Here is a 13,240-nt window from a genome sequence, read left to right on the forward strand (position 1 = left end):
GTGGAATGGGGATCGTAACTCACCGCTCCAGTATGGCAGATGCCCGCGACACCAGATGCTGCTCCACCCGCTCAATGTGCGAACGCGTGTTTGAACGCGACGCGGAGTGCAGGTCATTGACATGACGGCGATACGACACAGCGCGCAACAGCAATTCCGGCATACCGGGTACATGACTAAAGCGCTGACAGATCCCATCATCGACTGCTTGGCCAATGAGCCCATCCACAATAACCAAAGCGGCCGTCCAGCCGGCCGGGCGCGGGGATTCGCTCGGCACAATGTCCACAATGCCCGGCGGGTTGGAGCCGTGGTAAACGGTAGTGGTGAGAAGAGCGGTGTGGGCGGGGATAAGGGGGACGTCGGCAAGCAGAGCCGGGCGATAAGCCTCCCCGGTTTCTCCCCACGCGGCGCGCTCCGCGCGAGCAAAGACATCGTCACGCTGCCCGGTGGGAAGTGCCACCTCGGCCATAGCCGTATCAAGGCGCAGCGCCATCTGTGCGGTTTCATCAATGCGCCCCCGGACCTGCCCCGGAATAAACTGCGTGGCCTTCCAGCCAGCGGCCGTATGACGGCCATCGCTAGATAAAATTGGCCGGGAAACCCGGGCGCCTTGCACACTTAGGCGCTCGCGCGTCTTGGCGGACCATGCAGCAAAAGGACCGGCCTGCGAATAGACCACGTCCCCCACCTTGATGCCGTTATCCCACACCGGGCCTAATTGATCGCCCTGAGCGCGGCGAGTACCGGTAGCACCAGTTTCCGCGTGAAAGGCGCTTAAAACATGCTCTGGGGGAAGCGGCATCCTTAACTCCTATTCGGGTTGGTGGGGATCCTTATTATCCGGGTTGGGGAAAGGCCACGGGTTAGCTGCACAGGTCACGTCCTCATCAGGATAGACCTCGCTGGGCTTGCGATCGTGCAATGCCTTGTTATTGAGATCCAAGGTCTGCTGCATCATGATCGGAGCTAACTTGCCCTGCCCACCACACGGCTGGTGGGCCGCATAGCCAATGGCGTGGCCCAGCTCGTGGTTAATAACGTACTGGCGGTAGTTACCCATATCGCCTTCAAACGGCGTCGCACCGCGCACCCAGCGAGCCTCATTAATAACCGTGGTGGACTCGCCAGTAATGGTGGTATGGCAGGAGGTTTCCGTTTCAATTTTCTCCCCGCACCGCTCCGCGGCGGTACCCAAGGAGGTCAGCTGGATACGGGTATCTGGATCCGCATCAGAGGCCACGTGCTCGAACTCGAAGTCCTTGTGCGCGGTCCAGCCGCGCGGATCAGAAAGGGTGGCCTCCACCATGGCTGCAAAAGAATCATCGCCGCCATACGGTGCGGTATTGAGGCCATCTTCCACCTCGATGGAATAGCGCACCTTCTGCGCGCCACCCTTACCGGCTACGGCGCCGGGCTCGCCCACCTCATGGAAAGTGCCCTTTCCCTGCTTGGTAAACGCCCCACCGGGCGGCATCTCACTAATTTCCCGTTTGACCGCTTCCGCATCAGCCGGATCAGGCCCGATTTTCTCGGCACTCGTCGGGGCAGCTGTGGTAGTTTCTTCCGCCCCTTCTTCAGAGGAGGAAGCGGTGGCGATATCGACAATGAACCAGATGGTCAAGGCGATCATCAAAGGGATAGCCACCACGCGCCACCAGCCATATTGACGCGCAAACCGGACCACCGCATTAGGGTGGTCCGGCGAATGGCCCTGGCTCCGGTGAGCGTGGCGAGTCTCCCTGTCTTCCATGGGGCCTTAGGTTACCCGTTTATTTTTAAAAATCTGAATCAGCAGACCGGTGCGCTCGTCTTTAGGCGCCGGCGAATCCCACGGCGTGCTTCTTCGCAATGCCCACCTCAACGTAGACCACGCGGTCAGTGCGCACGAGGTACTTGCGGCCCTTGTCATCTTCCAGTTCCAAGGTGGAGTTATCCGCCAGGGCGCTATTGATCTTCTGCGTCAGCTCAGCCTGGTCACCTGCAGCGCTAATGACCAGCTCGCGAGCGGTGTCTGCGAAGCCAAACTTGATATCCATGAGGGTTCCTCCTCTAACTAGAGTTTTATTGTCAATGGCCCCACTATAACCATCCCGGCTACTATCAAGGTGTGTCTGACATAAAATCCCAGCCACCGAGCTTCGCGGAACTCGGCGTTGCGGCCGAAATCTGCGATGGACTCGCCACCCGTGGCATCACGCGTACTTTTGCAATCCAGGAATTAACCCTGCCCATCGCTTTGTCCGGTCAGGATTTGATTGGCCAAGCGCGCACCGGCATGGGCAAAACCTACGGCTTTGGCGTGCCGCTTTTGGATCGTGTCTTTGATGATGCCGATATCGAAGAGCTCGATGGCACCCCGCGCGCCCTCGTGGTGGTCCCCACCCGTGAGCTTGCTCAGCAGGTCACCAAAGACCTGCAGGTAGCCGCCGCTGACATACCGGTGCGTTTGGTTTCCATCTACGGAGGCCGGCCCTACGAGGAACAGATCACAAAGCTCAATAAGGGCGCCGATGTCATCATCGGTACACCTGGCCGCCTGATCGATCTCCACGAGCGCGGCAATCTGCAACTAGACCGGGTGGCCATCTTGGTACTCGATGAAGCCGACGAGATGCTAGATTTGGGCTTTTTACCCTCGGTGGAGGCCATCCTGCAGGCTCTGGATGGCAATGCGCACCAGACCATGCTCTTTTCCGCTACGATGCCGGGCGCGATTTTAACGCTGGCCCGCCGTTTTATGGATAAGCCCATCCATATCCGCGCCGAATCGGGCGAGCAGGATTTCACTCATTCCTCCACCCGCAAGGTCACCTTCCAAGCTCACCGCATGGATAAGGTTGCCATCGTCGCGCACGCCCTGCAGGCTGCCGACCGCGGGCGCACCATCATCTTCGCCCGCACCAAGCGAGCGGCCGCCCATTTGGCCGATGATCTCGCCCGGCGCGGCTTCCGCGTGGGAGCCGTCCACGGCGACCTTGGGCAAAAGTCCCGCGAGAAATCCCTGCAGGCCTTCCGCTCCGGCCAGGTAGACATCCTGGTCGCCACCGATATTGCTGCCCGCGGTATCGACGTCGATGATGTCACTCACGTCATCAACTACCAGGTACCAGATGATCCAATGACCTTTGTCCACCGTATTGGTCGCACGGGTCGCGCCGGGCATACCGGTACCGCCATCACCTTGGTGGGCTACGATGAGCTGGGCAAATGGCAAGTCATTAACGATGAGCTGGATTTGGGAGAGCCGGAGCCGCCACAATGGTTTTCTACTTCCCCAGAGCTGGCCCAAGCGCTAGACATCCCCGCGGATGCAGAGGAGACCGTAGGCCCCGAGACCAAGGTTGTAGGCCAGGTTTCAGTCCGCGAGAAATCCCCCACCCGTACCACTGCGCGCCGCGGCAGCTCCCGGCGCCGACGAGGAGGCCGCCGATGACTAAGGCTCCCATTTTGCGTTCCACGCTCTCTGATTGGAAGGCCACCGGCATCATTGCCGTGGTCTGCGCCATCGCGGTAGGCGGTGCAGCCGTCACTGCCAATATCAATCAGGCACATTTGAGCCAGGCGGCCGTTCCTGGGGAAAAGGATGCACCCGCACTTTCCACAGTCCCGACTAACCTCCACGAGTCCTTCAGCCTCCCCAATGAACCGGTGCCTGGCCAATACCGAGCGGTTTCGGCGCACGGCCTGACCATCACACATGCGGATCACACGCTCACGGCTACCAATCCGGACGGTTCCGAAGCGTGGACCTATGAGCGCACTGATGCCGAACTATGCTCACTGTCTGCTGCATGGGGCAAGATAGTAGCTACTTATAAGACCGGTGTGGGCTGCGGAGATACCGTGGCGATTGATGCCGCGACTGGTGAGTATGACAGCACCCGTAGTGCCATAAATTCGGACGAGGTGGTACCCATATCCTCCAATGACCGGATAGGAACGGTCTCCACCGACCGCATCGATCTGTGGCGCTCCGATATGGTACGTACCGTGGAATACGGTGACGTGGAGGCAAAACAAGAACCGGACAAGCAACCGCATGAGGATTGCACGCTCACCTCGGCCCTTACCCGTACCGAGAACTTAGCCCTGACAGAGTCCTGCCCCGATAAGCCGAATACCACCTGGTTGCGCTTCCAAGACACCACCCCCGATGATTCCCGTCAACCGGACATCGCCGCCGATGTGGACATTGCCACCGATGGCGCCCGCCTTGTCGCCGTGGGCCAAAAGGCCGCCGCCGTATACCGGCCAGGACCACACCCCTCCATCGAGTCATATAACAATGAAGGTAAAAAGCTCGACTCTTCCCCAGCAGAGCCTTCTCCGGCTATAGACACCGGCGACTCCCCCTTCGCGCCGACAACTGCGGACTTGCCGCACCATATGACCTGGTTTGATGGCTCCCGGCTTTACCTCTTTAAGCCGAGCGACCTCTCGGTTGATCGCATCGTGGAAGAGGCCATCGGCACCCCCATCGCTGTCAACGAGCAGATGCTGGTGCCTACCAAAGAAGGAATTGCAGTCATGGACTGGTCCACTGGCAAGACTCTGCGGACCGTCCCGGTTGACCGCGGCGCCTACCGCGGTGCCGTTTATCTCACCTTAGCGGGTGACACCATTGTGGAAGCCCGCGGCGATAAGGTAGTGGGCCTTAGCGCCGATTAGTACCCCACCATCGCATAAAAAGGCCGCGCATTCCGGGTTTTACCGGGCGCGGCCTTTTACACGTGAAGACGACTTTAGAAGTTTGCTGCCGCCCACTCAGTGGAGGCGCGTACGAACATCAGCAAGAAGATGACCACTGCGGCGCTCAGCAATGTCACCGCGCCCAGTAGCGGCGATCCACCGCTAAACATTTGGAAGGAGCTAGCCGCCAAGATTAGCTCCACCAAAATAATGGCTCCCCTACCCCAGCGCTTTCCCTTGACCATGGCCCAAGCGCCAATGATGACAAAACCAAACACAATAAAGATAAAGAGTGCGGTGCCTAGCCCCACAAAGCTTCCAGAGCCCGAATCCGACACCATGGAGCCGTTTTCCGCACCGGTCAGTTCGCGCACGATCAGGAAGATGCCAAAACAGATTACGGCGATGGACTGAATCACGGCGAGTGCTGCGGCCACGAGGACTGGTTGCGGCGCCCCGTGCTGGGTCTTTTCTTCCCCACTAATCGACCGCGTGGAGGCAGCATTTTGCTTTGTGTTTACCTTCTTGTTTTGTTTGGACACAAGCCCACAGTCTACTCACGGGCAACGCCATTTTCTTGTGCGCCACTCAGGTTTCGCGGGGGCAAGGGCTAACCGGACAGATTTGACGCTTCTCTAGTCACCACACTCAAGTAGTTTCAGTCAATGCGCCAGTTCAGCGCGTTTCTCACAGGCTTCTTTCAACTCCAGCGTCTATCTAAATGACCCCCACACCACTTTCCATTCAGTGATGTTTAACACATTTTCGCCTCTACCCCTAGCGGAGCCTGAGTAAACATGTCATGATTCTGGGGTAGCAAAAAGAAAGAGGACGTAAACCTCTTCTTAACTTGAAGGAAACTTCAAGTAACCACAATGTGGACCATTGGCGGCGGCGACGCTGGCCCGACCTCGAGACCGGGCCCCACTGCGCGCAGACCAGTTCACACAACCACCCACCCATGGCATTGGTTGCTTTTCATTTTATGAAAAGTGCTTGTGCTTTCTGCTGTCGAATTTTTGTTAGGAGATATCAATCATGGATTGGCGCCACGAAGCTATTTGCCGCGACGAAGACCCCGAGCTGTTCTTCCCAGTAGGCAATTCTGGTCCTGCACTTACCCAAATCGCTAAGGCCAAGTTGGTCTGCAACCGTTGCCCCGTTGCCTCTTCCTGCCTGAAGTGGGCACTGGAGTCCGGCTTGGACGCCGGCGTCTGGGGCGGTTTGTCTGAAGAGGAGCGCCGCGCCCTCAAGCGCCGCCGCAACCGCGGCCGTGGACGCGCCCGCGTTTCCGCTTAATCATTGGCCCCCAATTTTCGTTTCGGCGCCCTTAGCCGCTAAAGTTGAATAAAGTTCAGATACCCTCAACGAAGGAGTGCGCAATGAGCAAGCGTGGTCGCAAGCGCAAGGATCGCCGCAAGAAGTCCGCTAATCACGGCAAGCGTCCTGGCGCATAACGCACAGCACATAAGCCCGGCCCTCGGTCATCACAGACCGTAGGAGCCGGGCTTTTGCTTTGCCGAATCGGCGCAGGCCGCTTAGCAGCCCGTGCCGTATGTCCGCACTACCAGGTGGTCTCGATGCGAGTGATTTCAACCGAGATGCGGCGGCGTAACGCCTGCGGCGCCTTGGCCTGCCCGTTACAACAGTTGCGCACCAGCGAACGAATAATCTCCTCGCTCTCGAGGCGCTTTTGACAAAAATCACACTGGGCGATGTGCTCGCGGATGGCGAGCGCGCGGGCATAGGTGGTGGATTCATCGAGAAGCTCGCACAGGAGGGCCTGTACCTCTGGGGAGCTACACGCACCACAGTTGTGTTCCGTTGCGCGTTCCATTACTTCTCCTCCATGTCTGGGTGTTCTAATCCAATACCTTGTTCTCGTGCCACGTCTTTCAACGCTTTTCGGAGTAGTTTTCTTCCCCGGTGCAACCGAGACATCACTGTGCCCAAAGGAGTGTCCATGATTTCCGCAATTTCTTTATATGCCAGGCCCTCCACATCCGCGTAGTAAACCACCATGCGGTAATCATCGGGAAGGTCATTCATGGCCTCTGAAATGGTGGAATCTGGCATGTCCTTGAGCGCGGCTACCTCGGCGGATTCCAGGCCGGTGGAATCATGTCCGGCGGTGGTATAGAGCTGAAAATCACTCAGGTCATCAGCCGAGGACTCCGTTGGCCGGCGCTTCGCCTTGCGGTAGGAGTTGATGTAGTTATTGGTCATGATGCGATAAAGCCAAGCCTTGAGATTCGTACCCGGAGTAAAGGAATGGAAGGACTTATAGGCCTTGAGGTAGGTCTCCTGCACTAGGTCTTCAGCGTCTTGGGGATTGCGCGTCATGCGCAAGGCGCCACCGTAGAGCTGATCTAGCAGGGGCAGCGCTTCCGCTTCAAAGCGGCGCTGCAGCTCCTTTTCGCTGATTGTTTCTTTAGCCACAATTTCCATACTAACGCCTAGCGTTAGAATCCCAGTCATGTCTAAAAAGTCCCCGCATGCAGCCACCCCAGCGCTCAAAGTTGTAGAAGACGCCGGTATCGAGCACCACGTATACACCTTTGAGGCGGGCACCGATCACTTCGGTGATCACGCCGCCGCGGCTCTAGACGTAGAGCCGGAGCGCGTACTCAAAACCCTGGTCATCGATTTAACGGCGGGCAAGGGACCCAAGCGAAAATTAGCGGTGTGCGTTATCCCTACTACCCACCACCTGAGCTTGAAAAAAGCCGCAGCCGTACACCAGGTTTCCAAGGCCGCCATGGCGGAGCCGCACGATGCGACCAAGTCTTCCGGTTATATTCCCGGCGGCATCTCTCCCCTGGGTCAGAAGAATCCACTGCCCACCATCATCGAAGAAACCGCTGTGCTTTTCGATACCGTCTTCATCTCTGGCGGGCGCCGCGGGCTAGATATCGAGCTCAATGCGGAGGACCTCGCGCAGCTGTGTGACGCCAGCTTTGCCGATCTACTCGCCGAGTAGCTCTGGATAGTCGTTGGATACAGTGCCCACGGCTTTGTCGGCGGGGTGGGTGTGAAAGCCCCGCAGGGGCGTCGGCAAGAGCAGCTCGGCGGCCTCCTCGGGGCTGCCCTCTAGCCACGTACGCATTTCCTCGGCCGCCAAAAAGCGCGGCAGGCGATGGTGCAGCCACTCCATTTCTTCCGTGGCTGCAGTGGTAATGATCGTGGCGGACAGGCGGTCTAAGCCGGTGTCCCAGAGGCCTGCGGCCCACAACAAGCCTTCCTCCGCGCGCACGAAGTAGGGCTGTTTGCCGCCCTCTTCCTGGCGCCACTCGTAGTAACCATTCATCGGGATGAGGCAGCGCTGCCCCTTAAAAGCGTGCCGGAAAGAAGGCTTGGAGGCCACGGTCTCCGCCCGCGCATTAAACAGCGGCGGGCCCTCAAGATCTTTCTTCCAGTGCGGCAATAGCGCCCACCGCGCAGGATCGACTTGAGCAAGGCTTTCGCGCACGCGCACGATAGCCACCGGCTGGGTAGGCGCAACATTGTAGCGGGGCCCTGGGGTTCCTTGCGGGGCATGTACCTCGGTGACTCCGGGCAGCTCTCCCACCGCATCAAGGAGGGACTCGGTAAAAAGAACGAATCTTCCGCACATGCCCTCTATTATGGACGATATGTCTCAACCATGGTCCGCCCCGCAAGCGGCAGGCCCCATTACGTGGGCCCAGCACGTGCCGGGCTCAAAGTCTATTACCAACCGCGCCTTCATCTTGGCCGCGTTGGCCGATGGCCCCTCTACCCTGCGCGCTCCGCTGGTCTCGCGGGATTCGCAGCTGATGGAAAAGGCGTTGGAGTCTATGGGCGTGCGCTTCGAGCACGACGGCGAGGACATCCACGTCACCCCAGGCCCGCTCAAGGGCGCAACGGTAGATTGCGGCTTGGCCGGCACGGTCATGCGCTTTATCCCGCCGGTTGCGGCCTTGGCTGATGGCGCCGTGCTTGTCGACGGCGACGAGCAGGCCTACGCCCGTCCCATGTCCACCACCCTCGATGCGCTGCGCCAGCTTGGCGTAGAGGTGGACGGCGATAGCCTGCCCTTCACCGTGCACTCGCACGGGGTGCCAGAAGGCGGCAAGGTCACCATCGATGCCTCTGGGTCATCGCAGTTCGTCTCCGGACTACTGCTAGCCGGTGCACGCTTTAAAAAGGGCATCACCCTAACCCATGAGGGCGGCCCCTTGCCCTCTTTGCCGCACGTGGAAATGACCGTGGGCATGCTACGGCAAGCGGGCGTGCGCGTAGATTCCGGCGAGAATACGTGGACCGTGCACCCTGGCCCGATCGCCGGCCGGGAGTGGGCCATCGAGCCGGATTTGTCCAATGCCACGCCTTTCCTTGCCGCCGCTGCTGTCACCGGCGGCCGCGTGACCATAAAGCGCTGGCCCGCCAATACCACGCAGCCGGGTGACGCTATTCGCCATATCTTGGTGGATATGGGCGTTATGGTCACCCAAGAGCCGGGCTTTGTCACCGCAAAGGGCTCCAAAGACGGAGCGCTGCAGGGTATTGAGCGCAATATGGGTGATATTGGCGAGCTCACCCCTACCGTCGCTGCGTTGTGCGCCCTGGCAGACACCCCGTCTACCCTTACCGGCATAGCTCACCTGCGCGGCCACGAGACCGACCGCTTGAAGGCGCTGGCGGATAATATCAACGCCCTCGGTGGTAAGGTCACCGAACTTGCCGACGGCCTGCACATCGACCCCGTCCCTCTCCACGGTGGAGAATGGCCGTGCTACGCGGACCACCGCATGGCCACCGCGGGTGCCATCCTCGGTCTGAAGGTGCCGGGCATAGAGATCGAGGATATTTCTACCACCTCGAAGACCCTTCCTGGCTTCGACCGCATGTGGGAGACGATGCTGGACCCCGAACAACAGGAGAGCAATGGCTAGGCGTTTCGGTTCCTTTGATGAATCCGACGTGCGCGTGCGCCCTGGCAAGGGTTCGCGGCCGCGCACCAAGGATCGTCCCAAACATAAAAATGCCAAGTTCGGCATGGTCATCACCAAAGACCGTGGGCGCTGGGGCGTCGCGCTAGATGACGGCCCGCGGGTCACCGCCATGCGTGCCCGCGAGCTCGGCCGCACCGCCATCGAGGTGGGCGACCGCGTTGGTGTCGTGGGCGATACTTCCGGCAAGAAAGACACCTTAGCGCGCATAGTGAAGCTGGAAGAGCGCACCTCCGTTCTTCGGCGCACCGCCGATGACACCGACCCCTACGAGCGCATCGTGGTGGCGAATGCGGACCAGATGCTCATCGTCACCGCCGTGGCCGATCCACCACCGCGTTCCGGGTTTGTCGAGCGGGCCCTCATCGCCGCCTTCGTGGGCAATATCCACCCGATCTTGTGCCTGACTAAAACAGATCTCACGGATCCTGAGCCGTTCGCGGCCGAGTTTGCTGATCTTGATGTCACGGTGGTGAAAGCCGGCGTCGAAGACGGCCTCGAGTCCGTGCGCCAGCACATCGATGGCCACGTCACCGCGCTCATCGGCCACTCCGGCGTGGGCAAATCCACCCTGGTCAACCGCTTGGTTCCGGATGCGGATAGGGAGACGGGGGAAGTATCGGGAGTAGGCAAAGGCAGGCATACCTCTACCCAATCGGTAGCGCTTCCCCTCCCCGCCGATGATGCATACTCTGGCGGCTGGATTATCGATACCCCCGGCATTCGTTCCTTCGGCCTCGCACACGTGGATGCAGATGACGTGCTCGGTGTCTTTGAAGATCTTGCGGCCGCCGTCGAGGATTGCCCCCGTGGTTGTACGCATAAGGGCCCGCCTGCGGACCCAGAATGCGGGCTGGATGACCCTGCGCTTATCCCTCCGGATACCGCCAGTGCGCGGCGGCGCGACGCGGTGCGCGGCCTGCTCGAGGCCCTGCGCACCAACGTGGACTGGGAAAATTAAAGGTGGAAACCGGTATCGGCCATAACGCCTAGCAGGACATCTACGATGCCAAAGACCACATCCAGGATCTGGCCCCAGGTGCCCTGGGACGAGGTCTCTAGCAATGCTAGCCACGGGGTAGTGGGCACGACATCGGCAGCGGCATCTGCGGCCGGGGTGGTATCGGCCGCCAGCGCGGCTGGCGCGGAAATGAGGGCTACGCCTGCGGTAACGGTGGCTGCAGCCAGGTTCTTGAAACGCTGAGTCATGTTTTCTCCTTCAGTTTTAGAGCAATTCTACGAGGAAAGGCAGCTCGCTGGGGTGATAAAAGGCCATAAACTTATCCAGTGCATCTCCCACGGCCAGCTCCGCGTCCTCATCGCCAAGGTCTGCGGTGTCAATAGCCTCGATGGCCTTCGCGGTGGTTTCTTCGGATTCCGCAATATCCACGTGGATGGCCGCTAGATCGTCTTTGCTAAATTGCGCCGGCTGGAGTTCTACCACCGGCTCGCCCATATCCGGTCGCGGGGTGATGACAGAATCATCCAAGTCCACGGAGATGACCACGCGGCGATGCGGGAACTTTTCTTCATCGCCGATGGCCAGAAGGCGCATAGAGGCCATAGATGCCTCGAGGAATGCCGAGTAGGCAATCTCTTCTTCATCGCCCTCGGTATAGAAATCCTGCAGCGCTGGGGTCACCATGAAACCCCAGCCGGAGCGCGCAGAAAGGGAACCGGTTTCTTCCAATTCCGCCAGCATGGCGTAGGTTGCGGGAATGTAGACGCGGGCTTTAGCCACTAAAACTCACCTTCAATATCGAAGACAGCCTGAATTTCTACGGAAACGCGATCAAAGCTGGTGTACAAAAAGCCCACCATGCCGGTTTCCACGGCGGCGCGGACGTTGAGAATAGAATCATCAACCATGACGCAATCATTGAGCGGAAGCTCTAGGGCATCTGCGGCCGCCTGAAATGCAGCGACCTCTGGCTTTTCCGCCCCAACCTCACCAGAGAGAATAACTGCATCTACGTTTCCGCGGTACTCCCACTCGCGAATGTGCTCCGCGCCTGGACCGCCCGGGTCATTGGAGAGGATGGCGGTTGCCGCGCCATTTGCCTTGGCGGCGGCCAGCAGCGCCTTCCAGCGACGGTTATCTTCTTCGGTGCCGTCGAGGACGCCGACATAGTCAACGATCAGACCACGCATGTACTTAAATCCTTTGGTTACGATTTTCTCTTTAACTCCCCGAGAGTATAGCGAACCGCGCGCGCATTCGCGGCCACCCCTTTCAGGAAACCCTCAGAAATGGCGGCCGCGGGCCGGGCATGAGACAATTATCACGCGTCCGCCTCCTGCCCTTATTCAGGAGCACTACTTCCCCATCATGTACGAGCCCATCCCTGGCTACTCACACCTCAAACTCTTCCTCGCGCCTCATCGCGTGCGCTACGGCCGCTTGCCGACGTCCGCGGAGGTCGCCGCCCAACACCGCATCCAAGGCTGGGTAATCTTCGCACTCGAGGTTGCTGCCGGCTATCGGCCGCTAGCTCACCTCAATTCCGCGCGCTATTCGGACGCAATCCGGCTGCATATTGGCTCGTGGGTGCGCCAACGCTCCAGCCCCTACACCACGGACAGATTGCAATTGACAAGCCTGCACGCGCGCTCAAACGGAGAGTATTTCGGCTCTGTTTATATAGGTCAACAGCAGCATGCTTTTACAGGATCAGCCAGTCACACGGGATTAACCTCGTTCCGCTTGCTCTAAGCTATGCGAACGGACCTCACCGCCTAGGAAATGAACTGGCCGAGTTGAGAAAGAATATCGGACCAGTTCAGTGCGGACCATCCAATTCCGGCAGCGCTTGCTAGCGCCGCAATACCGGTAGTCAGCAGACCACCTTCCAGGACGGATAGCCCGGAATTGTCATCAGCAGTGCCATCCGCGAGTACGGTATTCACACCACGGTGGGTTGCTGCGGCCTTTTCCAAGGGAGCATTGACCTGCTTGGTGATAGTGACGATATCGCGCAGCGCTGACGCGTAATCCGGGAACTCATCCGGGAAGGCGGAGCCTGTATCCCCGGTGGCGGGCCTCTGTGGCCGCGGAGAAGACTCTGCATTGCCTGCAGTGGACTGCGGCAGATCCTTAGTGAATTCACCCAGCTCGGCGCGAATCACCGCCTGGGCATAGTTGGCACCCAGCACGTCAAGGTAATCCAGCACGGCAGCTTCGGTGAACTGCTTGCCTTCCCGCGATTGTGGACGCGCTTCGGGCTCCCACGGGAAATCGAGCGGTGTGGCATAGATATTGCCATCGGCGCGCGCAGTATTGAGCCGGGATGCGCCAAAATAATGGTCAAAGGCAGCATCCGCTTTCTCCTGCGACAAAATTCCATCTGCCACCAACGCTTCCTTACGCTGGGTAGCGATAGCCAAAATGGCCGCTGCCGCGTTGTCCTGTTCTAGTTTTTCGCCCGAGTCCAAGATGATGCGCAGAGAAGACGCAGAGTCGCGCTGCATCTCATACGCCACGGCTGGGGTGGCGCCACCAAGCAAGGTAGCAGACAGAAGCGTCGTAATTCCTAGACGCAAAGAACGGCGACGCATCGTCAGTGGAGTTCCTCACAGGA

At 59.3% G+C, this 13,240-nt stretch carries 19 protein-coding genes; 8 read left to right on the forward strand and 11 right to left on the reverse strand.

Translation table 11 applies throughout. The features are described 5' to 3' along the window. Positions 1 to 19: 19 nt before the first annotated feature. The 3 genes from MHK05_RS07750 to MHK05_RS07760 form a co-directional block, all read right to left on the reverse strand. On the reverse strand, positions 20 to 805 hold the full coding sequence (locus tag MHK05_RS07750; protein ID WP_239205908.1) for a hypothetical protein: 786 nt from the start codon (positions 803 to 805) through the stop codon (positions 20 to 22). Between the two features lie 9 nt (positions 806 to 814). Then, positions 815 to 1,753, reverse strand: coding sequence for a DUF3152 domain-containing protein (locus tag MHK05_RS07755; RefSeq protein ID WP_023020796.1), 939 nt, complete (start codon positions 1,751 to 1,753; stop codon positions 815 to 817). A gap of 61 nt (positions 1,754 to 1,814) precedes the next feature. Then, positions 1,815 to 2,039, reverse strand: a complete 225-nt coding sequence (locus MHK05_RS07760; RefSeq protein WP_005322370.1) for a DUF3107 domain-containing protein — start codon at positions 2,037 to 2,039, stop codon at positions 1,815 to 1,817. Positions 2,040 to 2,110: 71 nt separating this feature from the next. On the opposite strand from MHK05_RS07760, the gene MHK05_RS07765 reads away from it, so the two are divergent. Together MHK05_RS07765 and MHK05_RS07770 are read left to right on the forward strand one after the other, a co-directional pair. Next, on the forward strand, positions 2,111 to 3,436 hold the full coding sequence (locus MHK05_RS07765; RefSeq protein ID WP_023020794.1) for a DEAD/DEAH box helicase: 1,326 nt from the start codon (positions 2,111 to 2,113) through the stop codon (positions 3,434 to 3,436). Then, a complete protein-coding gene (locus tag MHK05_RS07770) occupies positions 3,433 to 4,671 on the forward strand; it encodes an Rv3212 family protein (RefSeq protein ID WP_239205910.1) in 1,239 nt (412 codons plus the stop codon). Before MHK05_RS07765 ends, MHK05_RS07770 begins: the two co-directional genes overlap by 4 nt. 74 nt (positions 4,672 to 4,745) lie before the next feature. Here the strand turns inward: MHK05_RS07770 and MHK05_RS07775 are convergent, their stop codons facing one another. Beyond that, positions 4,746 to 5,234, reverse strand: coding sequence for a hypothetical protein (locus MHK05_RS07775; protein ID WP_239205912.1), 489 nt, complete (start codon positions 5,232 to 5,234; stop codon positions 4,746 to 4,748). 496 nt (positions 5,235 to 5,730) lie between these two features. Here MHK05_RS07775 and MHK05_RS07780 point away from each other — a divergent pair, with 496 nt between their 5' ends. Further along, complete coding sequence (locus tag MHK05_RS07780; protein WP_239205914.1) at positions 5,731 to 5,991, forward strand: WhiB family transcriptional regulator; 261 nt, start codon at positions 5,731 to 5,733, stop codon at positions 5,989 to 5,991. Between the two features lie 83 nt (positions 5,992 to 6,074). Then, positions 6,075 to 6,149 carry a 50S ribosomal protein bL37 gene (locus MHK05_RS11965; RefSeq protein ID WP_100067784.1) on the forward strand — a complete coding sequence of 25 codons (75 nt, stop codon included), beginning with the start codon at positions 6,075 to 6,077 and terminating at the stop codon, positions 6,147 to 6,149. 107 nt (positions 6,150 to 6,256) lie between these two features. On the opposite strand, the gene MHK05_RS07785 is transcribed toward MHK05_RS11965, so the two are convergent. Together MHK05_RS07785 and MHK05_RS07790 are read right to left on the reverse strand one after the other, a co-directional pair. After that, positions 6,257 to 6,529: a mycothiol system anti-sigma-R factor gene (locus MHK05_RS07785; RefSeq protein WP_023020791.1), complete on the reverse strand. Its 273-nt coding sequence runs from the start codon at positions 6,527 to 6,529 to the stop codon at positions 6,257 to 6,259. Further along, positions 6,529 to 7,140, reverse strand: coding sequence for a sigma-70 family RNA polymerase sigma factor (locus MHK05_RS07790; protein WP_023020790.1), 612 nt, complete (start codon positions 7,138 to 7,140; stop codon positions 6,529 to 6,531). Before MHK05_RS07790 ends, MHK05_RS07785 begins: the two co-directional genes overlap by 1 nt. 28 nt (positions 7,141 to 7,168) lie before the next feature. Between MHK05_RS07790 and ybaK the strand changes: the two genes are divergently transcribed. Next, positions 7,169 to 7,672, forward strand: coding sequence for a Cys-tRNA(Pro) deacylase (gene ybaK / locus MHK05_RS07795; RefSeq protein ID WP_239205916.1), 504 nt, complete (start codon positions 7,169 to 7,171; stop codon positions 7,670 to 7,672). On the opposite strand, the gene MHK05_RS07800 is transcribed toward ybaK, so the two are convergent. After that, the gene (locus MHK05_RS07800) at positions 7,658 to 8,305 is read right to left on the reverse strand and encodes an SOS response-associated peptidase (RefSeq protein ID WP_239205918.1); all 648 of its coding nucleotides are present in this window, start codon (positions 8,303 to 8,305) and stop codon (positions 7,658 to 7,660) included. The genes ybaK and MHK05_RS07800 overlap by 15 nt on opposite strands. Between MHK05_RS07800 and aroA the strand changes: the two genes are divergently transcribed. Together aroA and rsgA are read left to right on the forward strand one after the other, a co-directional pair. After that, the gene (aroA, locus tag MHK05_RS07805) at positions 8,304 to 9,605 is read left to right on the forward strand and encodes a 3-phosphoshikimate 1-carboxyvinyltransferase (protein ID WP_239205920.1); all 1,302 of its coding nucleotides are present in this window, start codon (positions 8,304 to 8,306) and stop codon (positions 9,603 to 9,605) included. The two genes, MHK05_RS07800 and aroA, sit on opposite strands and share 2 nt — an antisense overlap. Further along, complete coding sequence (rsgA, locus tag MHK05_RS07810; protein WP_239205922.1) at positions 9,598 to 10,623, forward strand: ribosome small subunit-dependent GTPase A; 1,026 nt, start codon at positions 9,598 to 9,600, stop codon at positions 10,621 to 10,623. Before aroA ends, rsgA begins: the two co-directional genes overlap by 8 nt. On the opposite strand, the gene MHK05_RS07815 is transcribed toward rsgA, so the two are convergent. Genes MHK05_RS07815 through MHK05_RS07825 form a run of 3 tightly spaced genes read right to left on the reverse strand, consistent with a single transcriptional unit; the run spans position 10,620 to position 11,813 of the window. After that, complete coding sequence (locus MHK05_RS07815) at positions 10,620 to 10,871, reverse strand: hypothetical protein (protein ID WP_049359376.1); 252 nt, start codon at positions 10,869 to 10,871, stop codon at positions 10,620 to 10,622. The genes rsgA and MHK05_RS07815 overlap by 4 nt on opposite strands. 16 nt (positions 10,872 to 10,887) lie before the next feature. Continuing rightward, the gene (locus tag MHK05_RS07820; protein WP_023020784.1) at positions 10,888 to 11,403 is read right to left on the reverse strand and encodes a DUF6912 family protein; all 516 of its coding nucleotides are present in this window, start codon (positions 11,401 to 11,403) and stop codon (positions 10,888 to 10,890) included. Next, positions 11,403 to 11,813, reverse strand: coding sequence for an HAD-IA family hydrolase (locus MHK05_RS07825; protein ID WP_023020783.1), 411 nt, complete (start codon positions 11,811 to 11,813; stop codon positions 11,403 to 11,405). The genes MHK05_RS07820 and MHK05_RS07825 overlap by 1 nt, the downstream gene beginning before the upstream one ends. A 178-nt stretch (positions 11,814 to 11,991) precedes the next feature. Between MHK05_RS07825 and MHK05_RS07830 the strand changes: the two genes are divergently transcribed. Next, the gene (locus tag MHK05_RS07830; RefSeq protein WP_023020782.1) at positions 11,992 to 12,375 is read left to right on the forward strand and encodes a hypothetical protein; all 384 of its coding nucleotides are present in this window, start codon (positions 11,992 to 11,994) and stop codon (positions 12,373 to 12,375) included. Positions 12,376 to 12,398: 23 nt separating this feature from the next. Here the strand turns inward: MHK05_RS07830 and MHK05_RS07835 are convergent, their stop codons facing one another. Further along, complete coding sequence (locus MHK05_RS07835) at positions 12,399 to 13,217, reverse strand: hypothetical protein (protein WP_239205924.1); 819 nt, start codon at positions 13,215 to 13,217, stop codon at positions 12,399 to 12,401. Between the last annotated feature and the right edge of the window lie 23 nt (positions 13,218 to 13,240).

The organism is Corynebacterium nasorum (assembly GCF_022347325.1).
In the GTDB taxonomy this organism is placed as follows: Bacteria; Actinomycetota; Actinomycetes; order Mycobacteriales; family Mycobacteriaceae; genus Corynebacterium; species Corynebacterium kefirresidentii.